The sequence below is a fragment of the Micromonospora sp. LOL_025 genome (assembly GCF_048060285.1).
Classification (GTDB): domain Bacteria; phylum Actinomycetota; class Actinomycetes; order Mycobacteriales; family Micromonosporaceae; genus Micromonospora.
In genome coordinates this window covers 1-24,210 of the sequence record NZ_JBHMIR010000023.1, presented here as the reverse complement: position 1 = coordinate 24,210, position 24,210 = coordinate 1, and the positions used below count along the sequence as shown (strand labels likewise).

Here is a 24,210-nt window from a genome sequence, read left to right as displayed (position 1 = left end):
TCCGAGGGTTCGGGTAGGCGTACCCGGCTGGCCGCCCTGAATCAGGTAGTGGCCAGCCGGGCGGTGTGTCAGGCGATGATGGCGACCCTGATGCCGTTGACGCCGCTGTCGGTGTCCGCGTCACTGAAGACCGCTTCGTCGGCGCGGGCAGCCACGCGAAGCGGTTCGGCCAGTGCTCGGGCGGTTCGGTGGCCGTCGTCGGTGACGCCCTGCAGCACGACTTTGGCGATGCGGGTGTTGCTGCCGAGGTTGAGGCCGCTGCGCAGGACGCGGATCTGGTCGAGGATCGTGGACATGTCGTCGATGAGCTTGCGGTCGGTTCGCCACTGCGGGTGCGGTGCCGGCCAGGGCGTGAGGTGAAGGCTGACGGTGTTCTCGTGGGGCCGGAACATCTGCTGGTAGAGATAGTCCGTGATGAACGGGGCGAAGGGTGCGAACATGCCGAGGACGGCGCGGAAGCCAATGCCGAGCGCCGCGCGGGCGCTGGCCCGCTCGGCGTCGGTGTGGTTGCCGGGGTTGAGGAACCGGTCTTTGACCATCTCGATGTACCGGTCACAAAAGACCGACCAAAAGAAGCGTGTCCCGGCCTGGTACCCCTGCATGAAGTCGTACTGGTCCATCGCCGCAGTGGTCTCGTCGAGGGCGGACGCCAGGTGCGACAGCATCCACCGGTCCACGTGGGTGCACAGCGCTGAGGGATCGGGTGCGGTTTGTGGGTCGAACCCGTACATGGTCATCAGCCGGGCGACGTTCCACATCTTCACGGCGAACTTGCGGCCGGTCTTGACGTCCTTCTCGTTGTAGCGCAGGTCGGTGCCGATCCGGGCCTTGGTGGCCCAGATACGCAGCGCGTCAGCGCCGTACCGCTCGATGACGTGATCGGGAACGTAGCGGTTGAAGCCGTCCGGCGTTGTGGACTGGTCGAGGTCCCGCTTGGCGATCTTCTTGCCCTGCTCGTTCAGGCCCCAGCCGGAAATCATCACGGTCTGCCAGGGCAGCCGGTCGAAGTGGTACTGCGACTGCACGATCGTATAGAACAGCCAGGTTCTAATGATCTCGAACGCCTGCACACGCAAACACATGGGAGCCAGCAGCGGGTCGCTGATCAGCCCGTTGACCGCCCAGCCGTCGTTGATCTGCGGCGACAGGGAGGAAGCCATCCACGTGTCCATGACGTCGGGGTCCGGGCTGAGACGACCGGAGCAGGCCGGGCAGGCATCCACGGGCGGCTTATCGGCGAGGGGGTCAACGGGCAGCGCGCTCAGATCGGCGGTGACCGCGTAGCCGCAGTCATCGCAGAACCACACGGGAAACGGCACACCGTAGTGCCGCTGGCGGCTGATGTTCCAGTCCCACTTCAGGCCCTCGATCCAGTCTTCGAGGCGGCGCCGCATGTGGGCGGGTATCCAGGTCAGCTCCTTGGCGCGGGCCAGGAACGTGTCCTGGTGCTCGCGCACGCGGATGAACCACTGCGCCCGGATCTGGTACTCCACCGGCGTCAGACACCGCTCGTGCACCCCGACGTTCTGCTTGAGCGGGCGGCTTGTGGTCAACGCGCCTATCTCTGCGAGCTGGGCCACGATCGCCGCTCGCGCCTGGGTCAGTTGCAGACCCGCGAACTGCTCGGCGAGCTCTGACAGCCGGCCGTCGGGGGTGACGGCGAGCCGCAGGTCGAGCCCGTCGCGTCGCCACTTCAGGACGTCTTCGCCGTCGCCGAAGGTGCAGACCATCATCAGCCCCGTGCCGAAGGCGGGATCCACGGACTCATCGGCCTTGATCGGGACCTGATAGCCGAACAGCGGTACGGTCGCCTTGGTCCCGAGCAGGTACCGGTACCGCTCGTCTTCCGGATGGAAGTACAGCGCCACGCAGGCGGGCAGTAGCTCGGGGCGGGTCGTTGCGATGACCAGCGCCTGACCGTCCGCCGCCGTGAAAGCGATGTCGTGGATCTTTCCATTGCGGTCGAGGTCTTCGACGTCGGCTTGCGCCAGGGCTGTCCGACAGTCGGTACACCAGATGATCGGATCCTCCACCCGGCGCAGATGGCCCGTCTCGTGGAGCTTGATGAAGCTGGTCTGCGCGGTGAGCTGGCACCGCTTGTCGATGGTCGAGTAGAGCAGATCCCAGTCGACCGACAGGCCCACCCGGCGCCACAGATCCTCGTATCGGGCCGCCGTCTTGCGGGTTTCGGCCAGGCACAGGGCCACGAACTCCGACCGCGGCATGTCGACGGCTTTGACCCCGTAGGTCTTCTCGACGTAGCGCTCGGTGGGGAGACCGTTGTCGTCGAAACCCATCGGGTAGAAGACACGATCGCCTTGCATCCTTCGGTACCGGGCCACGAAGTCGGGCTGCGAGTAGCTCATGGCGTGGCCGACGTGCAGGTGGGACGCCGACACGTACGGAGGAGGCGTATCGATGCTGAACACCGGGCCGACCGCCGAGCGGTCGAACCGGTAGATGTCGTGCTCCTCCCAGAGCGCCCGCACCGTCGTTTCGACGGCGATGTGGTCGTATTCAGTGGCATCCATACCGCGGCATCCTCACTCTTACGCTGGCCGGTTTCGTTGGGCGTGTGTCTGGCTGAGGCGACGCTCGAAGATCAGGCGGGCCTCGGGAGTGAGGTCCATCGACAGCACCTCGCTCGCGTCGACGAACCGGTAGTTCGAGTGCTCGGTCAGGCGGGGTGCGGCGCTGTCGGGCAACTCGACCTCGAACGAGAACGCGGCCAGTCGGCCACTCACGACGGGCTGGCCGTCGAACAGGCGACGGACGGCGAGGTAGCTGCCTGTCTCTTCCCACACCTCGCGGGCTGCTCCGTCGCGGGGATCCTCGCCGGCCTGGAGGTAGCCGCCCGGGATCGTCCATTGGCCGGGGTAGAGGTAGTCGTCGGGGTGTCGCTGCACGAGCAGTGCCTTGTGCCCAGCCCACAGGATGCCCATCGCTGCCGCCTGCGGTAGCGCGATGTCCCAGCGGACCGCGCTGTCCTGCCCGTTCCATCGCACGTCGCTGACGCCCCGGCGGCGGAAGTCGTCGAGCATGCGGCCATGGACGGCGTCCAGGAAGGTCGCCCCGCGAAGCGCGAAGGCCGCGCCCACCTTCTCGTAATGCGAAGTGGCCTTACGGGTGGTGCACTCCTCCAGAAACGCGATCTCCTCAGCGGTCAGCCGCCCGGTCGCGGTCAGATGGTCCAGGCCATCGCGGTAGCCCATGCTGAGGTAGCCGTAGAACGCCGCGATGTACTCCAAGCTGATGAGCGGCGTCCGCACGAACTCGGCCGCGCCGTGGGGTGCCATCGAGACGTCGAACAGGAACTTGCGCAGGAAGTAGGAGAAGGAGGCTACGGTCCTGATCGCCTCGCGACGGGTACGCGACGGAGGCGGGTCGGTGAACTCGGCGAAGATGTTCCGCCCAAGCAGGTTCACGCTGGTGTACTTGGCCTGGTAGATGAACAGCTCCGCGCGGTTCTTGTGCTGGAACAGCTCGTAGCGCCCCAGCGAAGGCTGCGCGTCGGCCAAGGTGTGCACGTTGACGCTGATAGGAATGCCGAGCTGGGCTGCCAGCCCGTCGCGGACCATCGCGATGCGCTCGGTGGTGCCGGCGTCGAGGCGGTCGATGATCATTTGAACGTCTATGTTGCTCTTGGCGTGGGCGATACCCCGTGAACGCGAGCCCATCAGCATCGCCCCAACCACCGCAGGAACGCCGCCGAAAGCCTCACGGAGCGCCTCGATGAGATCAGTGTCGATCCGACGGGTGTTCAACCGGTCGGAGATCAGCAAGTCGGTCATGCGAAGGCCGTCCTCTGCGAGGGGACGAGTGAGGGACCGGAGGCGGGTCGATCGGGCCGAGGGCCGGGATCGGCGGCCGACGACACCTGCCCCAAGGCCATCGTGAGGTCGATCCAGTCGCCGCCGAGTGCCGCCGAGGCAGTGGCGGCTTCCAGCACAGACACCACGATCGCACCGTGGATGCCGTCAGTCCGTGGACACACACCGGTGCGGACGCAGTCCGCGAAGTGGCTCAGTTCGGTGTCGAGCGGAGGTCGTGAATCGGCTGCCGACAGCGTTCGCGGCAGCACCTTGCTGCCGTTGACGTGCAACCGGACAGCTCCGCCCACGTCGTCGTAGACGACGCCTCCCGCCGTGCCTGCGACCGTGGCCCGCCTGACCTTCTCGGGGTCGATGCAGCTGAGGTGCACGTGGCCGAGGAAGTCGCCGAAGTCGAGTGTGAGGAAAGCCAGGTCGGAGATGGTGGGCCGGGTGAACATGTACTCCACGCAGCGCACCGCCGTCGGCGGACGTCCAGCCCAGCGAATCAGGATCGACACGTCATGCGGTCCGAGGTTCCAGATGACGTTGGCGTCCTCGCGGAACCTTCCGTACGCCAGGCGTTGCAGGCTGACGTAACGCAACTCACCGACCTGCCCCTCCCGAAGAGCACGCTCAACGTCGATGACGTGTTCGGAGTACAGGAACGTGTGGCCCACCATGAGAGTCAGGCCGGCTGTCGCCGCGGCCTTGGTCAACGCGACCGAGTCCGTGGTGGACAGGGCCAGCGGCTTCTCGACGAACACGTGCTTGCCCTGGGAGATCGCCGCCATGGCAAGCTCGAAGTGACTCGCGGCGTCCGTCACGATCAGCACCGCGTCGAGCTGCCGGTCACCCAGCAGGTCCGCTGGCGTTAGGACCTTGGGTGCGGACGTCAGACGGGCGGCAAGACTTGTCGCAGCCTCGGGATTGACGTCCGCCACAGCCGACAGTCGGGCTCCGACGCTGCGTTCAGCTGCCGCCGCGACGTTGGCACCCCACTGCCCGCAGCCGATCAGACCGACCCGGACCGGCCCGGAGGTCCGGCGATCTCGCTCTTCAGCGTCAGGCCGGGTCGCAGCCTGGGGGTGTGGCATCGAACTGCCTCCTACAGCATCATCAGACAAGATCAATATTCATGCACGCATGAATAAAGTTCCATGGAAATCCCTCCATTGTCAAGAAAGTTGCTGTGGTGGTTGAGCGAGTAAACCGGCAGTCGGCTGATCGGGATGGCCTGCCGGTCCCGCGGAGCCCCGGCTGGCCGACCGCCTCGCCTGATGGCCAGCCGCAGCAGTGTCCCGCGGCTGGTACGCGCCCTGCCCGACCCGCCGGTCCGGCCACTCACCGCGCCGCAGCCCGCACCGACGGCCACAGCGGACCTGACCCAGGCTGCCGTCGATGTCACTGCTAACGGCAGAGCAGGGACTGCTGGTGCCTCGAACCCGGCGCCGCTACGAACAGGTTCAGGCGCTCCAGGTCGTCGGCCACAGCATCCGGGAGATCATCCGGCGACTCGACCTCGCCCGCGGCACAGTGCGCCGCTTCGCCCGCGCCGGCAGCATCGATGAAGTCCTGGCCGAACCTCGCGCCGGCCCGGCCAGCATCCTCGATGACCACCTCGACTACCTGTACTAATGCCTCAACGATGGCATCACCAACGCCACTGCACGCGACGACCAGGCCGGCTTCGCCACGATCCGCGCCGGATCAGGGATCTTGCTGCTGATGTCCGCCGAGGGCAGTCGCCCGGACGCCGCAACGCTGACCGTCGCCCGGTCGACGGCCGGATGGGTGGTCGAGGGTCGGCAGGGGTGGACATCCCGAGGAGGGCGAGCGCTGCGGTGAACCGGGACAGCCAACACCACGAGGAGGCACCGCCACCAGCGGTCCGCCGGTCAGGCTCAAACGGCCATCCGGTGAACGCGTTGCTCGCGGCTGGGCGAGCAGCCGCTGGCCGGCGGTTACGTCCGTCGCACCACCGCCTCGGGGTGACTTCGAGGCTTGGCTATATATCCTGCTCGTGAACCAAATATGGTGGGCCGCCTGGGACTCGAACCCAGAACCTAAGGATTAAAAGTCCTCAGCTCTGCCATTGAGCTAACGGCCCGCAGCGTCACCAGGCTACCCGATCATCCGGGCGTGAGTTGATGTCCGCTCAGGCGCGGATCCGCTGGAACGCGCGCCCTGTTCCGCTGCGACGCAGGCTATCGCCCATTCACCTGAGCGCGCTACCGCAAACCCCGCGGAGACGCCCTCCCAGCGTCTCAAGCTGCCCTGCCTGGTCTTTTGCCGGCCGCCCGCCCGATGGGGTGATCGTCGGAGCGGTCACAGACTCGGGCGCCATGATCAGCAGGTAAAGGCGGTCCCGCTTTCGAGTGACCTCGGCGGCCCATCCGACTCACCGCGGGGGCAGGTGCGAGCGGGAGACGAGCCGGGTGGTGCCCCATCCCTGCGGCCCGTCTGGCCCTTCGGGCTGCCGAACGCTGTAGCAGCCGAACGGCGCCGCGACTGCCACGTCCGTGCGGGCAGGCGGCTGACGAGGCCGGTGACGTGGCAGCCGCCCGGTCACCTGGTCCGTTGGTCGTTAGTGGGGTTTGCGGGCGGTGGTGGAGGCGTACTCGTAGCCGCGTACGACCACGGTTGGGTCGGTCATCAGTTCGCCGAAGCGGTCCAGGTCGGCGGTGGTGAGGTCGGTCTTGAGTAAGTGTTCGCGCAGCTGCCGGGCATTGTCGGCGTACAGGCGGCAGCCTGGGCTGCCACCGTTCCAGGTCTGGGCGACCCAGCGGGTGTGGACCTGCTCGAGGCCCGCGTCGAGCAGGAGTGCTGGTGTCTTCTCGCCCCAGTGCAGGTCGACGCCGCGGTCGGCGAGGGTGTCGAGGACGCCGTGTACGACCCGCACGATCAGGTCGGGGTCGCTCGTGGTGGGGGCGTGCGGGACGGTGGTGCGGGCGTAGACGATGTCGCCGAGGACGAGCCGGCCGCCGGGGCGCAGTGCGGTGATCATCTGTCCGAGCAGGCGTTCGCGGTTGGGCAGGTGCTCTAGGACGCAGCGGGCGGTGATGACGTCCACGGTTTCCGGTGGGGTGGGCAGGGGATCGGTGCGCAGGTCGCGTTGGTAGACGTCGAGGACGGCGGTGGGCGCGAGGAGGGTGGTGTCGAGGTCGACGGCGGTGACCTTGCCGGTACGAGCGACGAGTTCGCACAGGTGCGCGGCGATGGAGCCTGCTCCGGCGCCGACGTCCATCGCGTGCTGTCCCGCGCTGATGCCGAGTCGGGCCAGCTCGGCGAGCGTGATCGGGTCGAGCATCTCCTGCAGGGGGTGCAGTTGGGTGGGGGTGTTGCGGAACTGGTAGCGCTGCGACGTGGTGGTTCTCGTCATCGGGGTGCTCCTTACGTCGTCGTTTGGCAGGGCGGGGTGAACGTGGGTAGCTGGCGCTGTTGGGGTCGTGGGTAGAGGCGCCGTGCGGTCGTGGGGTGCGGCGGGGGCGGGTTGGCTGGTTCCCACCAGCGGCCGCTGGTGTGGCTGTGGGTGAGGTAGAGGACGTAGACCTGCGGTTGCCAGCCGGATCGCGTTCGGATGGCGGACTCGTAGGCGAGTACCTCTGCGGTCTGTGGGTGCAGCACGAGCAGTTCGCGCCACTTGTCGCCCGTGGTGGTGATGCCGATGCCTCGGCGGCCGGCCTCGGCGGACACGTGTGGGTGGTAGAGAAGCCCGTCGAGGCTGGCCAGCACGGTGAGAGTGGCGGCGCGGGCGTCGCGGCGGGGGCTGTGCCAGCTGAGTAGATATTTCAGGTGTCGGAGGACCTCGCGGGCGTTTGTCGGTGGCGTGCCGGTGAGGCCGAGCTCGGCGCGGAGCAGGTCGGTGTGGGTGAAGGGACGGCTGAAGCTGAGTTCCGGCGGCCGGTGGCCGGGCAGCCACCATTCCTTCGCTGGGGTGGCGAGGCCGGGCGGGTGGGTGGTGAGGAGTTGGGCGCCGGATCCGTCGTCGGCGCGCCACCGGACCACGTCGCGCACCGCGACGCCGTACTTCGGCGGGATGTCGCGTCGGCGTTGGTGGACGAGGTCGTAGGTGCCTGGGACGTGGTCGCAGGGGCTGAAGGTCAGGCGCGCCGCCAGTCGCCGCAGGGCAGTGCCCGCCGGTTGGGGATAGGACAGGCGGGTGGCTGTCGTGTGCCGCATGGTGGTGGCCGCAGGGGGCAGGTGGGGCTGAGGTGACGCCGGCAGCACGCACCGCCCCGCATCGGCGGCAGCGCCGGGCCGGGCGAGTGCGCCGACCGGCGCGGCGGTGGTGGCGGCGAGCAGGACGGCCGCGGTCGCGCAGCGCACCACCGCGTTGCGGTGACGGGCGATCGGAGTCGGCATCTTCGCCGGTGTCACCGTCGTAAGTTCGGCGCGGTTCACCGTTCGGTCTCCGTGTGGTCTGTCCGCCCGGGTGAGGTGAGGGCGAGGTGGTCGCGCAGTGTCTGGTCCGCCTCGCTGCTGGTTGCCGCGATCGGGCTGGTGAGGCGTCCGGCGGCTAGCACCTGCACGGTGGCGTCGAGGGCTGCCGCGGTGCGGGCGTGCGGGAGGGCGACCAGGACGCCGACGCCGTGGCCGGGAAGTTCCCGCAGCACCTGCACGACGTGTGCGGCCACGGTGGGGGCGAGTCCCTCGGTGGGCTCGTCGCACAGCAGCAGGCGGGGTGCGGTGCGCAGGGCGCGGGCGATGGTGAGCATCTGTTGTTCCCCGCCGGAGAGTTGGTCGCCGCGGTGGCGCAGCCGCGCCGCGAGTGCGGGGAACAGGTCCAGCAGGTCGCTGGTGCTCCAGGCGAGACCGGGTTCGCGGCGTCTCGGCGGTTGGGTGACGGTGAGGTGCTCGGCGACGGTTAGGGAGTGCCACAGGCGGCGACCTTGCGGCGCGAGGGCGACGCCGGCACGGGCGGCCCGGATCGGGCTCCAGCCCGTGACGTCGTGGCTGTCGAGGAACACCCGTCCGGTGGTGGGGCGTAGGTGTCCGGCGAGGGTGTGCAGCAGTGTGGTCTTCCCGGCGCCGTTGGGGCCGACGACGGCGTGCACCGCGGCCGGGTGAAGATCCAGGTCGACGTTGTGTAGGACAGGTGTGTCACGGTGGTAGCCGGCGGTGAGGTCACTGACCGTCAGCATCGTCACCTCCGCTGCCGAGGTAGAGGGCGGCGACGGCCGGGTCAGCGCGCACCGTGTCGGCGGGGCCGTCGGTGTGGCGGCGGCCGTGGTGCAGCACGGTGATCCAGTCGGCGAGGGCGGCCACGACGTCCATGTGGTGCTCGACGAGCACGACCGCCATCCACCCGGGCAGGCCGCCGAGGATGTCGAGGAGCCGGCTGGTTTCGGTGTCGGTGAGGCCGGCGGCGGGTTCGTCGAGCAGCAGCACCCGGGGCTGCCCGGCGAGAGCGACGGCCAGGTCGAGCATGCGGCGATGCCCGTGCGACAGCGTGACGGCCACCTGTCCGGCATGATCGGCGAGGCCGACAAGGTCGAGGACCTCGGCTGGTGTGCGGTCGGGATGGTGGCGGTGGTGCCACCCGCCCATCCGCACGCAGTCGAGGACCGTCAGATCGGGGTAGACGGTCGGGTGTTGGAAGGTACGCCCAATGCCCGTGCGGGCCCGCCAGGCCGCGCCGCGGCGGGTGATGACCTGCCCGTTGTAGGTGATGGCGCCGGTCTGGGTGCGGGTGGTGCCCGCAAGCAGGTCCAGCAGAGTGGACTTACCGGCACCGTTGGGGCCGATGACCGCGTGCCGATCGCCGGGGGCGACCGTGAACACATCCAGGTCGAGGACGGTCAGCCGGCCATAGGTGTGACGCAGCCCGGTGGCGACCAGGCCGTTGCCATGGGCGCGGTCGATGTCGCTCGGTAGGCGCTGCGAGGGCACCCCGTCGGGGTCGATGCGGTGGACGGTCTTCACGGCATGCTCCTGACAGTGGATCGGCCCGCCTCGTCGGCAAGGGCCGGGTGGCCCGTGCCGTAGGCAGAGCGAGGGTGGAGGCGGAGGGAGAGGCGGGTGGGTAGGGCGGTCAGGCCCCCGGGCAGCAGATACACCGCGGTGACGAAGAGGGCACCGAGGAGCAGGGGCGCGTGGCCGGGCAGCGGGGCGGCGACCACGTCCCGCACCGTGAGGACCGCGATCGCGCCGGCGGCGGCGCCGGGTAGCGACATGGCACCGCCGATGACCACGGCCAGCAGGGCGAGGGCGGCGGTGGTGAATCCGACGTCCGCGGGGGTGATCCACCGGTGGGTGTGGATCAGCAGTGCCCCGCCGATACCGGCCAGCGCGCCCGCACCGGCATGTACCGCCCACAGGTAGGTGGTGACTCGGTGTCCGCTGGCCGCGGCGCGGGCCTCGTTGCCGCGCACGGCCGCCAGCAGCGTCCGCCGGTCGCCGCCGAGCAGCGCCATCACGGCGGTTGTCGCGGCGATCGCGACGACTGCGGCGTAGAGCAGCACCGTGCGGTCGGCCAGCAGTGGCGGCAGGCCGGGCAGCAGGCGGGGGCCGGGGATCCCGGCGAGCCCGTCGGTGCCGCCGCTCACCGTCCGCCACTGCCCGGCGGTGATCGCAGTCAGTTCCGCGGCGGCGAGGCTGAGCATCAGGTACACCGTGGCGCGGTAGCGGACCAGCACCGCGCCGATCACTGCGGCGGTCAGGGCTCCCGCGCCGGCCGCTGCCAGCAGGTGCAGTAGGGCGAGGTCGCTGCCGGCGAGGGCGAGGCGTGCGGTGGTGTAGGCGCCGGCCGCGTACGGGGCGACCTGGCCGAGGGTGGGCAGGCCCGCGTGGCCGGTGACCGCCGCGACGCTGACCGCCAACACCGCCAGGGGCAGCATCCGCGCCGCGGTGGCGTGCAGATACGGATCCGGTGACAACGCCACAACGCCCACCACCGCAGCAGCCAGACCAGGTGCCACCCACGGCCGGCCGCGTCGTCCCAGCGCCCGTGCCACCGTCAGCGACGAGCCGCGTCCTTGACCGCTCATGCCGAGGCCCGTCCGGGAAGGCTGGTCCGGCGGGCCAGCAGCACCAAGGCCATGGCAGCGATCAGCAGGTACGGGGCAACCGTGGGGAAGGACGTCACGCCGACGGTCTGCACGAGCCCGACGGCGAGGGCGGCGGCGAGCGCGCCGGGAACGGAGCCGAGACCACCGCAGACCACGATGATCAGGGACAGCAGCAGGGTGGTGTCGGCGGTGTGCGGGCCGACGCCGAGGATCGGCGTGGTCAACGCCCCGGCGAGACCGGCGAGAGCCCCGGCGGCCACCAGCACCGCCGCGTCCACCAGGCGGGGGTTCACACCGATCGCGGCGACCATGGCCCGGTCGTCGACCGTGGCCCGGACGAGCCGCCCGGCGCGGGTGCGGTGCAGCAGCACGTACCCCGCCGCGACGACCAGAACGGCGATGCCCAGCACGGCGAGCCGGTCGACCGGATACCGGTGCCCGGCAACCCGCACGGTCGTCTCCAGCGCCCCGGGCAGGCGGGGTCTCAGGATGTCGTGACCGTAGGCGGCGGTGAGCAGGTCCGCGCCGACGAGCGCGACACCGAAGGTGAGCAGCGCCTGGTCGAGATGGCCCCGTCCGCGCAGGCCGGCGGTCGCGGCGGCGAGCACCCCACCACCGGCGGCCCCGACGAGGGTGGCGTAGCCGGCGGCGAGGGCGAGGCTGGCCCAGGTTCCCGAGCTGGTGGCAACAGCGACGTAGCCGCCAGCGGCGATCAGGGTGCCGTGGGCGAGGTTGAGCACACCCCCGGCGCCGAACGCGACGGTCAAGCCCGCGGCGGCAATCGCCAGGAGCAGCCCGTAGGCGACCCCGTCGACGGCGGGTATCAGGTAGGCGTCCACGCGCACCGCGCCCCCTTCTCGTTCTGGCTGTCTCGGTCAGGGCAGGGTGGTGAGGTCCTGCAGCAGGACGTTGGACAACACCGGGCCATCACGCTTGACCTCGCGCAGGTACCAGCGCTGCACCGGACGGTGCTCGGTGGGCTCGAACTGCCAGTCCCCGCGCGGCGACACGACCCGCCCGACCTGCCCGATCGCGGCGTTGAGCTTCTCCCCGGTCACCTGCCCGTTGACGGCGGACAGCGCCCGGTCGAGGACGGCGGCCGCGTCGTAGGAGGCCATCGCGAACGTCGTCGGCTGCCCCGGATGCCCGGCGGCGGACCAGGCCGCGACGAACTCCTGGTTCGCCTGATTACCGAGAGTGGGGCTGTAGTTGAGGACGTTACGGATCCCGGTGGCCGCCGGACCCTGCGCGGCGAGGACGGACCCTTCGGTGAGGAAGCCGGCGGCGTAGAGGGGAACGTCGCGCAGGTCGGACTGGGCGTACTGCTTGACGAACGCGACCGCCGCCGCGCCGGCGTAGAAGGTGTAGACGGCCTTCGGCTTCGACTCGGCGGCCCGGTTCAGGTACGGCAGGAAGTTCTCCGTGGCCGGGAACGGGGTGAACAGCGTCTTGCCGTCCGGGTTGGCGAGTCTCCCGCCCAGGCGGGTGAAGGTGTCGGTGAAGCCGCGTAGTTCGTCCCAGCCGCCCTGGTAGTCCGGGCCGATCGCGTACACCTCACCGTCGCCGACCTGCGCCTTGATGTAGGAGGCGATGGCGATGCCGGGCTCGTCGGAGTTGTACGAGGTGTGCCACGTGTAGCCGAGGTCGCGGGGCTTGCCGCCCACCGGCGCGAACGCCGGCCTCGCGTTCGACCCGAGCAGCGGAACCTTCCGCTCGGTCGTCAGGGTCTGCACCTTGTCGACCGTCGCGCCACCGACCAGGCCGGTCAGGGCCACGACGCGGTCGCGTTCGAGGAGCTTCTGCGCGGCCGGGACGGCCGTGGCGGGACCGTCGCCCTCATCACCAACGACCAGGTCGATCTCTCGGCCGCCGAGCTTGCCGTCATGCGTGTCGAGATACAGCTGGAAGCCGCGTCGCATGTCCTCGCCGACTGCGGCGTAGGTGCCCGACAGCGACACCAGCAGCCCGACACGGACCGTGCCGGAGTCGGTGGCGGTGCTGCTGCACGCGGCACCCGCCAGCAGGACACCGGCCACGGTCAGGGCGGCGAGTCCGCGTCGCGGGCGTGGGCGGGGAACAGACATGAAGGTGCTCCTTCGTGCGGGGTGACAGGTGGGTTCGGTGGGGTCAGGACCGCGTGGCCGCCGAGCGGGGCGCGGTACGGGTGAGAACGTGCTCGACGAGGGCGATCAGCAGCCGGCGGACGCTGTCTCGGTCGCGGGCGTCGATGCCGACGATCGGCACGTCCGCAGTCAGGGCGAGGGCTTCACGGATGGCGGAAACGGGGTAGGAACGGGCACCGGGGAACTGGTTGACCGCGACGACGTAGGGCAGCCGGACGTGGTCGACGTAGTCGAGGTGCCGAAACGAGTCCTGCAGCCGACGGGTGTCGACAAGGACCACCGAGCCGGCGGCGCCACGGACGATGGCGTCCCACATGAACCAGAAGCGGTGCTGCCCCGGGGTGCCGTAGACGTAGAGAGTCACACCGTCGACCTCGAGACGACCGAAGTCCATCGCCACCGTGGTGGTGGTCTTGGCCGGGGTATACGAGGTGTCGTCGGCGTTTCCGGGCGACATGGCGGCCTCGGTGGTCAGCGGCGCGATGTCGGACACCGCCCCGACGAGGGTGGTCTTCCCGACGCCGAACGGCCCGGTCAGCACGATCTTCAAGTTCGGCGGCGCGCCCGCAGGTGGACGGGCCGCGATGGCGCGCGTGCTCATCGCCGGCCGGCTCCCATAACGGCGAGGGCACCCGCAAAGGCGGGAGTGAGCTGGTCACCGACCTGATCGGCGAAACGACCGAGCTCCTCGGTGACGAACGCGAGGTCGGCATCGCGGGTGGCCAGGGTGAGCAGCGACGCGCCGGTGCTCACCGCAACCAGGATCAGGAACCCGTGAGCCAGCTCAGTCAGGTTGCCCCGCACCCCGCCCGCGGACAGGTCACGGGCAGCACCATTGAGCAGGCTGTTCATCCCGGCCGCCACCGCGGCGAGGCGTTCGGCGGCTTCCCGGTTGAGCCCATCGGTCCAAGCCAGCAGCAGCCCATCGGCCGACACCGCCACGGCCTGGCTGATCCCGGGCACGCGGGCGACGAGGTTGGTGTTCAGCAGGTAACTCAGATCACTCATGACTGGCCCTTCGACTGGGGAAAGCGGCGGTCGAGGCCGCGCTGGTAGGCCCCCGCCGTACTGGCCAGGCCACCCATCGAGCGGACCGGCGCGTCGGCAGCGGGCGGAGGCGGGGATGTGAACGTGGCCTTGGGCTGTCGCTTCGGCAGGCCGTTGGCCGTGGTGGTGTCCTGTCCGGGCAGCCCGCGCGCAGAGGTGGAGGGCATGTGCACCGTGGCTCCCGCGACGAACCACGCCGGTGGCGGCAGGTGTCGGGCTGTCTCGTCGTAGGCCGGCGTCGGCTCCGACTCAGTCACCCGCTGCGGCACCGGAATCACCGGTAGCGCCTGAGTAGGGCCATCGGTCGTGCTCGGGGCGGGCGGCCGGCGTCGGGCGGGCAGCGCGGTCGGACCGCCGCGCCGGGCTGGCACCGCCGTGGGCGCGGGCAGGGTAAGGGCGGACGCGGGCGTGCCGCCGGGAGCACGCCGGCCGGCGATAGGGCCGGTGGGCAGCGCGGCCGGCTCGGGAATGCTGATCAGGAGCTTGTCAGCGGGGATCTCGATTTCCGCGACCGTGCCGTGCGGCTGTCCCGGCAGCAGCCGTACGCGCAGCCTGTGCGCCGCGGCCAGCAGCGCGACGGTGGCCAAGCCCTGGCGCCGGATGTGCTCCACCTCGATCATCGGCGCGGGCTCGGCCAGCTCGGCGTTGAGCCTGGCCAGCAGGTCCGGCTTGATGCCGGGGCCGGTGTCGGTGACCTGGATGATCGCCCGGTTGCCCAGCAGGTGCCCGGTGACCAGCGCGTCGCCGGGGCTGTAGCGGGTCGCATTGTCCAGCAGCGACGCCAACAGGTGTACCAGGTCATCGATCATCGGCGGTGGCACCAGAACCCGCTCATCGATCACCCCGAGCAGCACCCGCCGGTACTCCTGGATCCGGCCCTGCGCCGCCTGCGCCACCGTCACCAGCTCCGCCGGCTGCGGATGCACCGCCCCCAACGACCGACCCGACAGCACCAACAGGCTCTGCGTGGCGTGAAGCAACTGCGCGGCGAGACTGTCCACCGCGAAGAACGTCGCCAGGGTCGCGGCATCCTTCTCGTCCCGCTCGGCCATGTCCAACTCGCGCAGCAGCCGATGCGTCATCCCCTGACACCGCCGCCCCACCGCCTCCACCGCACCGGCAGCCACCCGCCGCTGCCGCGCCAGATCCGTCGAAATCCGGTACGTGTTCAACGCCAGCGAGTCGAACGCGGCGGCCACCTCGTCCACCTCGTCCCGCGCCGAACCGGGTGCCAGCGCGGCAGGCGGCGGCGGAACCGACGCCGGGTCGGCAGGGTCCGCCGCGCCGACGCGACGAACCAGGTCCGGCAGGTCCCGCTCAGCGACACGGGTGACCGCGTCACGGACTCGCCGCAGCCGCCGAGCCAACGCCCGACCCTGTCGCCACGCCAGCACCGCCGCGACCACGGTCAGCGCCACGGCGACCGCCGACAGCACGCCCGTGGTGACCCACTGCTGTCGGCGTTGACGCCCCGCCTCGGCGGCGATGTCCGCGTCGACGCGGGTCTGCACCTCATACAGCCGATCGCGCCGCTCATTGCTGACCGCGGCCCACCGGGACGCGTTCACCCGCAACCGCTGACCCACTTGAGTGCGGGCAACCTCGTCGTCGAGACGCTGCGCCGCGAGGACCTGCGACCCGGACAGCGCCTGGTCCAGCCACGACCGCCACCGCGCCGGCGACCGCTGCGACACCGCCAGCAACGCCTCGTCATACCCGGCACGGGTCGCGGCCAGCTCCCGCTGCACCGCCTGCGACACCACAGCGCCGTTGTTGGCGGCTACAGCTGCCTGTTGGATACCCGCGTACTGCCCGGCCTGTGACAACGCCGCCGCCACCCGCAACTGGTCGGCCACCGCACCGTCTGCACCGCCGACCTGGCCCACGGTCTCCCGTACCGCCAGCCCCTGCGCGACCACCGCCCGATACCGCACCAGCACCGCCGTCAGCGACGCTGATCGTGCCTTAACCTGCTCCCGGAACACCGGAAGCAACCGCAGCTGCTCGTCGAACGGCCCCACCAGCCGACTTACCGAGTCCGACGCATTAAGCTCGCTGCGGCGCTGCCGGTAGGCGTCGATCGCCCGGTCGGATACCGCGACCTGATCGAGATAACCGTTGAGGCCACCCGCCGAATCGACGACCAGCCCGCCGGCGACCTGCCGCTCCCAGTCGAGTTCGTGCAGGACCCCACCCACTGCGGCCGACACGGCCACCAGCGACTGCAGGCGGTCGGCACCGCGCGCCTGACGGCTCGTCGATGCCACACCCCACGAGGCGAAAACCAGAGTCGCCACCAACGGGATCAGCAGCAGGAGCGCAAGCCTCCGAGCAACAGGCACAACAGTCCTCTCATGTTCCGCGCAGTGCAGCGCCGGTGCGCAGGCCTCAAGTGCAAAACAACACGGGCTCAGCCAGGGCGGACGGATGGCGATCAGAACAACCAGGACCCGCCGTGACGCGGCGGTCGCCGGCGAATCGACTCGGGCAGACGCCTTTCAACGCATGCCTTGGGCAGTTGCTCCATCGCGAGGCGGCGATGTTCCTGAACGGGCGATTCGTTCGTCATCGAGGTTCGCGCTCATAGCGGGAAAGATCGACCCCCACTGGTGGGGAGTAGCGAGGCGCCGATACTCCACGGATTACGGGGAGTATTCACATAGCCGGCTTCCGTCACAGCGATGGTGATCGCTAACGTGCAGTTGACAGCGACCCGGCGGGTCCTTTTCGGAGGTGGGGATGGCGAGGAGCGCGCGTAGCTACCAGAAGGAAGCCGACGACCTTCGCGCGATCGGCTGGACGTACCAGCAGATCGCCTCACACTGGCGGCAGCGGTACCGCTTCAATCCGCGGGTCGCCTTCCGCCTGGCGCACGGCTTGACGCAGGCTGACGTGGCGCGGCGGTGGAACGAGCAGTGGCCCGACGCGGAGGCGCCGAAGACCGCCAAGCAGATTTCGTACTGGGAGATCTGGCCGGGTCCGGCGGGGCGAACACCGTCGTTGGACACGCTGAACAAGTTGGCGTTTCTTTATCGGTGCGCCGCTGGCGAGTTACTCGGCGGCGAGGACCACAGCCACCTCGACACGGCGGCCCTGAGCGCGAGCGATCCGGAAGTGGGCGCCGGCCGGTCGGCCAGCGAGCGCGTCACCGGCGCTCCACTGCCCGCTGGCGCGGTCCTGACCCGAGTCACCGATCGGGTCGTTGAGGACATGGAAATCCTGACCGACACGTACCGGCGCCTCGACTACCGGGAAGGCTCAGGCAAGGTTAGTGCCGACCTCGGCGCCCACCTGCACCGGATGCTGGAGGTCAGCAACCGCACCATCAGCACCAGCACCCACCGCCGGTTGCTGCGCGCTGCCGGCGACGCCGCGCAACTCGCGGCCTGGCTAGCCATCGACGCCCAGCGCTATCAGCAGGCGCACGGGTACTGCCGGCTCACGATCTCGCTCGCGGAGAAAGCCAACGACCGGGCCCTGCACTCCTACGGTCTCGGTGTGCTCAGCCAGATCCACCTTCACCGCGGGGACGGCCGCACCGCGCTCAGCCTGCTGGGCACCGCCCGCGACGTCGGCGGACCGGGCATGCCGGCCGCTGTCTACTCCTGGCTCGGTGAGGCCACCGGAGAGGCGTACGGATTCCTCGACGAACCCCGCCAGGGGATGACCGCTCTGGCCGAGGCCGAGCGGGTCTTCGACGGGGTCAGCGTCGACAACACTCCCGCCTGGCTGAGCTTCTTCAACGCCGACTGTCACGCCGCCCGCCTGAAGGGCCGCTGCCTGACCCGGTTGAGCCGGCCCGCCGAGGCGACCCGTTCCCTGTACGAGGCGCTGACCCTGCTGCCCGCCGACTTCGTACGGGAACGCTCCGGCACATTCATCGACCTCGCCGTCGCGTACACGCAGATGAACCAGATCGAGCAGGCCTGCCACGCCGCCACCCAGGCCGACGTCCTCGCCCGCCGCACCGGATCCGAACGCAACCGCAAACGCCTCCGCCAACTCCTGGTCGACCTGCTGCCCTGGGCCGGCCTCGACTGCGTGCAGAGCCTCTACCGGCAGGTGCTGATTAACTAGAGTGCGTGCGCGAGACGACCCCCGGACCGCTGTGACCCGCCGTTCCTGGATCGAACTGGTCATCCTGTCCGCCCTGTGGGGCGCGGTGTACCCGCTCATCACCGTCGCGCTGCGCGATCTCTCGCCCCCGATCGTCGTCCTCGGCCGAGTGCTACTCGCAGCGCTCCTACTGCTCCCCCTCGCTATACGCAGGGACGCACTTCGGCCCATCTGGCGCAGCCCTCGGGCGATCATCGAAACAGTGCTGGTGCAGTCCACCGCGCCACTGCTGCTGCTCACCTACGGGCAGCAGTACGTCTCGGCGAGCGTCGCTGGCATCCTCGTCGGCGCACAACCACTGTTCGTCGCGCTCCTCGCCCTCCGCTACGCACCCGACGAACGTCCCCAAGGCTGGAAGGGCCTGACCGGCATCGTCCTCGGCCTAGTCGGCCTGGTCATGCTCTTCGGCATCGACCTGCGCGGAGGCCGGATGGCGCTGATCGGCGGCACCCTCATCCTCATCGCCGCCGTGTGCTACGCCGGTGGCGCAATGATGATCCACCGCCGGTACGCCGAGGCACCGCCCCTCGGCGTCGCCACCTCCGCCATGCTCGTCACCACCGCAGCGGTGAGCGTTCCCGCCTCCGCGACGATCCCGACCCGGCTGCCCGGAGTGGAAGCGGCAGCCGCCCTGCTCATCCTCGGGATCGTCTGCACCGGCGCGACGCTCGCCTTGTTCTATACGCTCATCACCCGCGTCGGCCCCGCCCGCGCCGCGCTGGCGTTCTACCTGTCACCGGCCTTCGCCGTCGCCTTCGGTGTGGCCTTTCTCCGCGAACAGATCAGCGTGTTCGCGATCCTCGGGCTCGCGGCGATCGTTGTCGGCTCCGTGCTCGCCGCACACCGGAGAGAGCCGACGCGATCGTGATGCCGCCTTCGCGCCTCGCCGCAGGCCAGCGCCAGATATCAGGCGGCGGCGACAATGTCAGCAGGCGGCTGATCAATAGTCCCTTTCGCCGCAGAGCGTCGGCCATGGAAGTATGCACGCATGACGTTGTCGTTCGAGGTGGTCACCGAGAGTCTCTCCCCTCGGCGCGAGCATGTGATTCCAGTTTTCGTCAAGGACACGCGATTCAACTCCTCTTGGTGGTGCAGCGGCAGTGCGAAAAGTCCGGTTTCCTACTGCCGCTTCCTGGATGGCGATGAGGAGGTGGTGCGAGCCAAGGTCCTTCCGGACTCCGGCGAGTACCGCGGATACACGTCGTGGGCATGCCCTGTTGGTGGCGTGACGGAGATCGACCTCATCGAAGTTCGCATTGACCTCCGCAGGTCAGACCGTCGGTACGGACGGCAGGCGGTTGAGGAGATCGCTCATCACTACGGCCAGCCTGTCGTCGCAATGTCTCTGGACGAGACTTCAGACGGCTTCTGGCGTTCGCTTGGCTGGACCGCTCACGTCCACCCAGATGACGAGGACTATAGGAAGTACCGGACTCTGTTCACTTCCGTCTAGGCCACGGCGGGGTTGCTGCGGCTGCCGGCTTCGCGCGCTAACGGCGTTAGTCGCCGAGCAGCCATAGACGCAGGTGCGAGCCGCCATCTGCAATCCTGCACATCGATCACAGCGATAAGCCCATGGGCCTTGACGCCCGGCCGGCAGTTCGGCCAACTCGTTGATCAGCATCGCCCACTGAGCGCTGTTGAACATGCTGTCTCATATGGGCAGATTCTCCCCAGCATCGGAAACGCGGCTGGGTCCAAGCCCGCGATCGTGCCCTCCGCCCACTCCATACCCGTCTCGCCCCGGGCAAGCACCGCACCTGTCTCGCTGCGCACCTGCACGTCGATCACGTACGACGTCCCCGCAGTGCGCGGATCTGCCGCGAAGCGAGTGCCGGCAGCCTGACCGTCGTCCGAGCGATGACCTTCTTCGTCAACTAAAGCGAGGGGCGCACGTTCGTGCTGACGGTCGTGCCCGCCTCGACAGCCGAGACGCGCCCCCCAGGCGCATAAAATTACCGGCGCTGGGCAGGTTAAACACGCTCGTAGTGCAGGTCGATTTCTACGGCGGGGCACCAACCTGCGCCAGCATCCCGGTAGGCACGTCCAACCTCAATGGACGCAAACAAGGTCGAACGGTCAACGGGCATCCCGCCCCGGGATCTTGGCTGCTCCACGGGTGCTCGGACGTTCCGATGCCGGACGGATTCGCCGCGCGATTCCTGGATTCGCACCTGTGCCGACCCCTCATCGCGACGTAACGCCAGGCAGGCACGGTGCGGACCAGCGCAAACGCGGACGGACGGCGTGCCCAGAATCCGGACGGCAAGCCCGACTCGGTCGCTGCACGGGGTCGAAGGCTGTTTGCCTCGTTCTGCGCACTTTTAATCCATAGGTTCAGGGTTCGAGTCCCTGGCGGCCCACTCCTCCGCAGGTCAGCGGCCCTTTGCGGGGCCCCTGTTGCCGTAATTCGGACCGGTACAGCAGCGAAGTACAGCAGTAGGCCCGTCACCGGTCGAGTGCGCTGCCGAGCCGCTTGAGGGCGTCGCGGGTGGCCGCTGACGACACCACCGTGTAGATCTCCATGGTGATGGCGAACTGGGCGTGCCGGAGGATCTGCATCGCCACCCGGGGGTGGACGTCCAGGTCGGCCAGGAGCGAGGCACAGGTCCGCCGGGCGTCCCGGACGGTGATCCGCCGGACTCCGGCAGCATCGCAGCGCCGGTCCCAGAAGCGGTTGAAGTTCCGTGGTTCGAGCGGCCGGCCGTAGCGAGTGGTGAAGATCAGGTCTGACGGGTGCCAGGCCGGGCCGGCGGCGTCCCGGGCGGTGGCCTGGGCGGCGCGGCGACGGTCGATCGCCACGGTGCAGATGTCCGGCAGCGGCAGGGTGGCGTCCGAGGCGGCGGTCTTCGTCTCCCGGTGCAGCAGTTCGGCACCGACCCGTTGGAGCTGCCGGTCGATGGTCAACTCCCCCGCGTCGAGGTCGACGTCAGCCCAGGTGAGCCCCAACATCTCGCCCTTACGCAGGCCGAGCACCAGGACCAGGACGTACGCGGCGTAGAGCGGGTCGTCGTCGGCGCGGGCCGACTCCAGGAAGCGCCGCGCCTCGTCGCTCGTCCACGCCTTCCGCTTGCGCTTCCTCACCGGGGGCAGCTTCACCAGGGACGCGACGTTGCGGGTGATCAGCCCTTCGGTGATCGCCTGGGACAGCAGCGTCCGGAGCACGGTCCGCAGGTGGGCGACGCTCGTTGCCGAGGGCAGATTCTTGCAGCAGTCGCCGAGGGCACAGCAGCGACGCTGGGCGGGCTTGCGCCGCTCGTCCTTGCCCTGGGCACAGCACTGGCAGGTCCGCCCCACCTCGTTAATCCAGGTCTGGACGTCGCTGACCCGGAGCTTGTCGAGCCGCTTTCGGCCCAGCCCGGGCACGAGGTAGAGCCGGACCACCACCTCGTAGGTGACGTAGCTGCCGGGGGCGAGGTTCGGCCGGTCTGGTCATGGCGACGATGGCGGAAGGTCTGCCGATGCGGAGGCGAGCTGCCCTGCCGCACCAGACATCGGATCCCGATCAACAGAGGCCACTGGCCGTCAGACCCCGAACGAAGAGGTGCCCCGGCATCGGAGTGGCGGGCAGCGCGGAAGGCGCCGCGATGACGACACACCTCCCGATCACACCGGCTTGGGCGTGCGGCGGCTGCGGTGCCGACTGGCCCTGCCAGCCCCGGCGGCAGGAGCTACGAGCCGAGTACGAACGCGCCCCGGTGTTGCTGGCCCTCTACTTGGCCGCCCAGCTTGTCGACGCCGCCCAGGACCTGGCCCACGTTCCCGCCGGCCGCCTGCACCGTCGATTCCTTGGCTGGACCCGATGAGCATCCTGCGAGCTGGCGACGAGAAGTTCCACTACAGCGACGGCTCCCACAAGTGGATCCCACCCGACCCCGACTACGACCAGGAGGTCTGGGACGAGCAGGTCCGCCAACACAAGGAAGGCCACCTCAGGAACGAGCAACCCAAGGTCCGCATCCAGCGCCTCATCTGACGCCAGCAGTACAGCAGCGAAGTACAGCAACCGTGCCAGCCGAACCCGGTCGAGAAGCGCGCCAGCAGCCCGGATGACCTCGAACCACACCGCAGAAGGCCGGCTCGCCGGCAATCCATAGGTTCAGGGTTCGAGTCCCTGGCGGCCCACCACAAACCGCCCCTGAGCTGTGAGAGCGCCGGACAAAGATCATCGGGCACAACCAGGGCACAGCTCAACTCCGATCTTGGTGCCGGTGGCGGTGCCGGAAGTACCGGTCCCGACCACCGAGCCAGTCTGCCGGGTGACCAGACTGCGCGCGGCGCGGTTCACCACGTACTCGGTCTCGGCGGGCCTGACCAGATCCCTCCGGGTGGGACACGAACCGACCCTCCGGGGCGGCTGGCCGACCCGTGCTCCGCCCTCTCCGAACGAGCGTCATAGCTACTTGACAGCTATAGGAGCGTCAACGCGGTCGCCGAGTCGCGTTTTTGCCAGCCTCAAAGCCGAGATCTGTACCCGCGTTTTCACCAGCCGTGCGCAGGCCCCGCCGCGAGGTGTTCACCTGCATCACTAGAACAACAAAAGGTTGCATTCTGCAGTGAAAATCCACACATCTCGCGAAGCACGTATCTGCTATCGTCGATCCATTGCCCTCGCGGCATGAAACTCCGATGTCCGGTCCCGGGGTGAAACCTCACTGAAAGGAACGGGGACATGAAGAAGAAGGTTCTTGGCGCCGTCGCTGCCGCCGTCATGCTGGCGCCCGCCCTGGCGGCTAGCCCGGCTCACGCGGCGGGGCCTGTCGTGAAGGTCTGGAGCGGAATCGGCTGGTCAGGTGTCTCCCAATGGCTGTACACGGCCGAGGACAACTACTGCACGGGCGTCGGTGCGTGGAACGACGGAATCCGGTCCGCTCGCACGGAGAGCAGCGGCACAGTGGAGATGTGGGAGCACAGCAACTGCACCGGCTACTCCATCGTCGTTGACAGCAGCGGCTGGAGCAACATCGGCCCCTGGGTCAGCGCCATCAAATCCCATAGCTAGCACCCAGCGAAACTGAGGGACGCCCCCGCACCAGGCCGGTGCGGGGGCGTCGTGCCGTTCGGTCAGCGGCGGGCGGTCAGCTCGCTCCTCGGCTCCCGCAACGGAAGGCCGACTGACCGGCCCGGCCCGTGTTGGGCCGGGCCGGCCCTTGAGGACCATTGCTCGCCAGAGTCAAGGTGACGGTGATCTTGATGTGGGATTCGAGGCACCTCGCGAGGCCGGGTTTGCGGATGACCTGGGAAAAGATGGAGCTGCCAGGCATCGCACATCAACAGCCGTCTTGGCCGCCCCACGGCTCTGTCACCACCGCCGCAGAGATCAGTGCATGCACGTATCCGCTGGTAAACGCCACTTGATCTTGATCAACGTGACTTTTCCGACGCGGCGTCGGCAACCTTCAAGAGCAGATTCTCCTTGCCACCCACCCTGGTGAACTCCGCCGCCAGCTGCCGGAACACCTTCTTCTCCGCGCGCAGCCCGATCCGGTGCACCGTCGAGATCAGCAGCCTGCTCACCCCGGCCCACCGGTGAGCCGGCTGACCCGCTGGGCCTGGCCGCCTGGCGCCCCACGCTTCCCGCTCACGGTCGCCGGCCACGGCCAGATCAGCCACGCCCGGCTCGGCGACCGTACGGGCCGGCTCGTCGCGCTCGCTGGCGCTGCCCCGGCCGCCTGGGGTCTGCTCTTCGTCACCGATGCCCGCGGCCGCCGGTGGACGCTCTACTCACCCGACCCCGAATACACCGCCATGCTCGCCCCGGCCGCCGCCAGCGGCACACTCGAACTCGAGTTCGCGGTCCTCGCCACCAAGTTCCCCGGATGGAACTCCGGCTGGCGACTCTGACCGCCTCGCACCCGTGCCGGTGGTCGACCAGCACGACGTTCAGTACCCGGACCGGATAGGTGACGGCGCTGACCCTGTTCCCACGTGCCGGGATCAGGGGAAACGGCGAATCGGGTGTCCCGCAAGCCCATCGTCTTGAGGCAGCGCCCCAGGTGCACGCCTAGATCAACTGCTTAGCGTTGCTTTATCGCTGGAAGCTACAACCGCCACGTATTCGATCTGATGCGAATACAAGACAGTCTGCGCGCGGCATGCAGCTGA

21 protein-coding genes, 1 tRNA gene and 1 pseudogene are annotated in these 24,210 nt (G+C 69.1%); 7 read left to right on the top strand and 16 right to left on the bottom strand.

Going from position 1 to position 24,210, the window contains the following annotated elements; all coding sequences use genetic code 11:
- Nucleotides 1-68 precede the first annotated feature (68 nt).
- From ACFHW0_RS23660 to ACFHW0_RS23650, 3 genes are read right to left on the bottom strand one after another with little or no spacing between them, the layout of a single operon-like run.
- Nucleotides 69-2,531 (bottom strand): valine--tRNA ligase, encoded by a 2,463-nt coding sequence (locus ACFHW0_RS23660; RefSeq protein WP_416610896.1) that lies wholly within the window; start codon nt 2,529-2,531, stop codon nt 69-71.
- Nucleotides 2,532-2,549: 18 nt separating this feature from the next.
- Complete coding sequence (locus ACFHW0_RS23655) at nt 2,550-3,791, bottom strand: NUDIX domain-containing protein (RefSeq protein ID WP_416610894.1); 1,242 nt, start codon at nt 3,789-3,791, stop codon at nt 2,550-2,552.
- Entirely contained in the window at nt 3,788-4,906 is a 1,119-nt protein-coding gene (locus ACFHW0_RS23650) for a Gfo/Idh/MocA family protein (protein WP_416610892.1), read from the bottom strand. The genes ACFHW0_RS23655 and ACFHW0_RS23650 overlap by 4 nt, the downstream gene beginning before the upstream one ends.
- Nucleotides 4,907-5,210: 304 nt before the next feature.
- On the opposite strand from ACFHW0_RS23650, the gene ACFHW0_RS23645 reads away from it, so the two are divergent.
- Nucleotides 5,211-5,447, top strand: coding sequence for a hypothetical protein (locus ACFHW0_RS23645; protein ID WP_416610890.1), 237 nt, complete (start codon nt 5,211-5,213; stop codon nt 5,445-5,447).
- A gap of 397 nt (nt 5,448-5,844) precedes the next feature.
- Here ACFHW0_RS23645 and ACFHW0_RS23640 read toward each other — a convergent pair.
- The 11 genes from ACFHW0_RS23640 to ACFHW0_RS23590 all read right to left on the bottom strand — a co-directional run bounded on the left by ACFHW0_RS23640 (nt 5,845) and on the right by ACFHW0_RS23590 (nt 16,331).
- Nucleotides 5,845-5,919: transfer RNA gene (locus ACFHW0_RS23640), tRNA-Lys, on the bottom strand.
- A gap of 477 nt (nt 5,920-6,396) precedes the next feature.
- The gene (locus tag ACFHW0_RS23635) at nt 6,397-7,191 is read right to left on the bottom strand and encodes a methyltransferase domain-containing protein (RefSeq protein WP_416610888.1); all 795 of its coding nucleotides are present in this window, start codon (nt 7,189-7,191) and stop codon (nt 6,397-6,399) included.
- A gap of 11 nt (nt 7,192-7,202) precedes the next feature.
- The gene (locus ACFHW0_RS23630) at nt 7,203-8,174 is read right to left on the bottom strand and encodes a hypothetical protein (RefSeq protein WP_416610887.1); all 972 of its coding nucleotides are present in this window, start codon (nt 8,172-8,174) and stop codon (nt 7,203-7,205) included.
- A 35-nt stretch (nt 8,175-8,209) separates the two neighbouring features.
- Nucleotides 8,210-8,953, bottom strand: a complete 744-nt coding sequence (locus ACFHW0_RS23625) for an ABC transporter ATP-binding protein (RefSeq protein WP_416610885.1) — start codon at nt 8,951-8,953, stop codon at nt 8,210-8,212.
- Nucleotides 8,937-9,734, bottom strand: a complete 798-nt coding sequence (locus ACFHW0_RS23620) for an ABC transporter ATP-binding protein (RefSeq protein WP_416610883.1) — start codon at nt 9,732-9,734, stop codon at nt 8,937-8,939. Before ACFHW0_RS23620 ends, ACFHW0_RS23625 begins: the two co-directional genes overlap by 17 nt.
- Nucleotides 9,731-10,693 carry a branched-chain amino acid ABC transporter permease gene (locus tag ACFHW0_RS23615; protein ID WP_416610881.1) on the bottom strand — a complete coding sequence of 321 codons (963 nt, stop codon included), beginning with the start codon at nt 10,691-10,693 and terminating at the stop codon, nt 9,731-9,733. The genes ACFHW0_RS23620 and ACFHW0_RS23615 overlap by 4 nt, the downstream gene beginning before the upstream one ends.
- A 101-nt stretch (nt 10,694-10,794) precedes the next feature.
- Nucleotides 10,795-11,664 (bottom strand): branched-chain amino acid ABC transporter permease, encoded by an 870-nt coding sequence (locus tag ACFHW0_RS23610; protein ID WP_416610879.1) that lies wholly within the window; start codon nt 11,662-11,664, stop codon nt 10,795-10,797.
- Nucleotides 11,665-11,694: 30 nt separating this feature from the next.
- A complete protein-coding gene (locus tag ACFHW0_RS23605) occupies nt 11,695-12,903 on the bottom strand; it encodes an ABC transporter substrate-binding protein (RefSeq protein WP_416610877.1) in 1,209 nt (402 codons plus the stop codon).
- A 43-nt stretch (nt 12,904-12,946) separates the two neighbouring features.
- Nucleotides 12,947-13,543, bottom strand: a complete 597-nt coding sequence (locus ACFHW0_RS23600; RefSeq protein WP_416610875.1) for a GTP-binding protein — start codon at nt 13,541-13,543, stop codon at nt 12,947-12,949.
- Nucleotides 13,540-13,950: a roadblock/LC7 domain-containing protein gene (locus ACFHW0_RS23595; protein WP_416610873.1), complete on the bottom strand. Its 411-nt coding sequence runs from the start codon at nt 13,948-13,950 to the stop codon at nt 13,540-13,542. The genes ACFHW0_RS23600 and ACFHW0_RS23595 overlap by 4 nt, the downstream gene beginning before the upstream one ends.
- Nucleotides 13,947-16,331, bottom strand: a complete 2,385-nt coding sequence (locus ACFHW0_RS23590; RefSeq protein ID WP_416610871.1) for a nitrate- and nitrite sensing domain-containing protein — start codon at nt 16,329-16,331, stop codon at nt 13,947-13,949. The genes ACFHW0_RS23595 and ACFHW0_RS23590 overlap by 4 nt, the downstream gene beginning before the upstream one ends.
- A gap of 397 nt (nt 16,332-16,728) precedes the next feature.
- Between ACFHW0_RS23590 and ACFHW0_RS23585 the strand changes: the two genes are divergently transcribed.
- The 3 genes from ACFHW0_RS23585 (at nt 16,729) to ACFHW0_RS23575 (ending at nt 19,558) form a co-directional block, all read left to right on the top strand.
- Nucleotides 16,729-18,066 carry a hypothetical protein gene (locus tag ACFHW0_RS23585; protein ID WP_416610869.1) on the top strand — a complete coding sequence of 446 codons (1,338 nt, stop codon included), beginning with the start codon at nt 16,729-16,731 and terminating at the stop codon, nt 18,064-18,066.
- Nucleotides 18,067-18,097: 31 nt separating this feature from the next.
- Nucleotides 18,098-18,973: a DMT family transporter gene (locus tag ACFHW0_RS23580; RefSeq protein WP_416610867.1), complete on the top strand. Its 876-nt coding sequence runs from the start codon at nt 18,098-18,100 to the stop codon at nt 18,971-18,973.
- A gap of 120 nt (nt 18,974-19,093) precedes the next feature.
- Nucleotides 19,094-19,558, top strand: a complete 465-nt coding sequence (locus tag ACFHW0_RS23575) for a hypothetical protein (RefSeq protein ID WP_416610866.1) — start codon at nt 19,094-19,096, stop codon at nt 19,556-19,558.
- Between the two features lie 995 nt (nt 19,559-20,553).
- On the opposite strand, the pseudogene ACFHW0_RS23570 reads toward ACFHW0_RS23575, so the two are convergent.
- A pseudogene (locus tag ACFHW0_RS23570) lies at nt 20,554-21,528 on the bottom strand (tyrosine-type recombinase/integrase); the annotation flags it as partial.
- A gap of 379 nt (nt 21,529-21,907) precedes the next feature.
- On the opposite strand from ACFHW0_RS23570, the gene ACFHW0_RS23565 reads away from it, so the two are divergent.
- Complete coding sequence (locus tag ACFHW0_RS23565; protein WP_327029878.1) at nt 21,908-22,081, top strand: hypothetical protein; 174 nt, start codon at nt 21,908-21,910, stop codon at nt 22,079-22,081.
- A 696-nt stretch (nt 22,082-22,777) separates the two neighbouring features.
- The gene (locus tag ACFHW0_RS23560; RefSeq protein ID WP_158619027.1) at nt 22,778-23,107 is read left to right on the top strand and encodes a hypothetical protein; all 330 of its coding nucleotides are present in this window, start codon (nt 22,778-22,780) and stop codon (nt 23,105-23,107) included.
- 362 nt (nt 23,108-23,469) lie between these two features.
- On the opposite strand, the gene ACFHW0_RS23555 is transcribed toward ACFHW0_RS23560, so the two are convergent.
- Entirely contained in the window at nt 23,470-23,622 is a 153-nt protein-coding gene (locus tag ACFHW0_RS23555) for a hypothetical protein (RefSeq protein WP_416610863.1), read from the bottom strand.
- A gap of 12 nt (nt 23,623-23,634) precedes the next feature.
- Between ACFHW0_RS23555 and ACFHW0_RS23550 the strand changes: the two genes are divergently transcribed.
- Nucleotides 23,635-23,949 carry a hypothetical protein gene (locus tag ACFHW0_RS23550; protein ID WP_416610861.1) on the top strand — a complete coding sequence of 105 codons (315 nt, stop codon included), beginning with the start codon at nt 23,635-23,637 and terminating at the stop codon, nt 23,947-23,949.
- Nucleotides 23,950-24,210: the final 261 nt, after the last annotated feature.

Coding starts and splice junctions, on each gene's coding strand:
- ACFHW0_RS23660 (WP_416610896.1), bottom strand. CDS start 2,531: ATGGATGCCACTGAATACGACCACATCGCCGTCGAAACGACGGTGCGG.
- ACFHW0_RS23655 (WP_416610894.1), bottom strand. CDS start 3,791: ATGACCGACTTGCTGATCTCCGACCGGTTGAACACCCGTCGGATCGAC.
- ACFHW0_RS23650 (WP_416610892.1), bottom strand. CDS start 4,906: ATGCCACACCCCCAGGCTGCGACCCGGCCTGACGCTGAAGAGCGAGAT.
- ACFHW0_RS23645 (WP_416610890.1), top strand. CDS start 5,211: ATGTCACTGCTAACGGCAGAGCAGGGACTGCTGGTGCCTCGAACCCGG.
- ACFHW0_RS23635 (WP_416610888.1), bottom strand. CDS start 7,191: ATGACGAGAACCACCACGTCGCAGCGCTACCAGTTCCGCAACACCCCC.
- ACFHW0_RS23630 (WP_416610887.1), bottom strand. CDS start 8,174: ATGCCGACTCCGATCGCCCGTCACCGCAACGCGGTGGTGCGCTGCGCG.
- ACFHW0_RS23625 (WP_416610885.1), bottom strand. CDS start 8,953: ATGCTGACGGTCAGTGACCTCACCGCCGGCTACCACCGTGACACACCT.
- ACFHW0_RS23605 (WP_416610877.1), bottom strand. CDS start 12,903: ATGTCTGTTCCCCGCCCACGCCCGCGACGCGGACTCGCCGCCCTGACC.
- ACFHW0_RS23600 (WP_416610875.1), bottom strand. CDS start 13,543: ATGAGCACGCGCGCCATCGCGGCCCGTCCACCTGCGGGCGCGCCGCCG.
- ACFHW0_RS23595 (WP_416610873.1), bottom strand. CDS start 13,950: ATGAGTGATCTGAGTTACCTGCTGAACACCAACCTCGTCGCCCGCGTG.
- ACFHW0_RS23585 (WP_416610869.1), top strand. CDS start 16,729: ATGGCGAGGAGCGCGCGTAGCTACCAGAAGGAAGCCGACGACCTTCGC.
- ACFHW0_RS23575 (WP_416610866.1), top strand. CDS start 19,094: ATGACGTTGTCGTTCGAGGTGGTCACCGAGAGTCTCTCCCCTCGGCGC.
- ACFHW0_RS23565 (WP_327029878.1), top strand. CDS start 21,908: ATGAGCATCCTGCGAGCTGGCGACGAGAAGTTCCACTACAGCGACGGC.
- ACFHW0_RS23560 (WP_158619027.1), top strand. CDS start 22,778: ATGAAGAAGAAGGTTCTTGGCGCCGTCGCTGCCGCCGTCATGCTGGCG.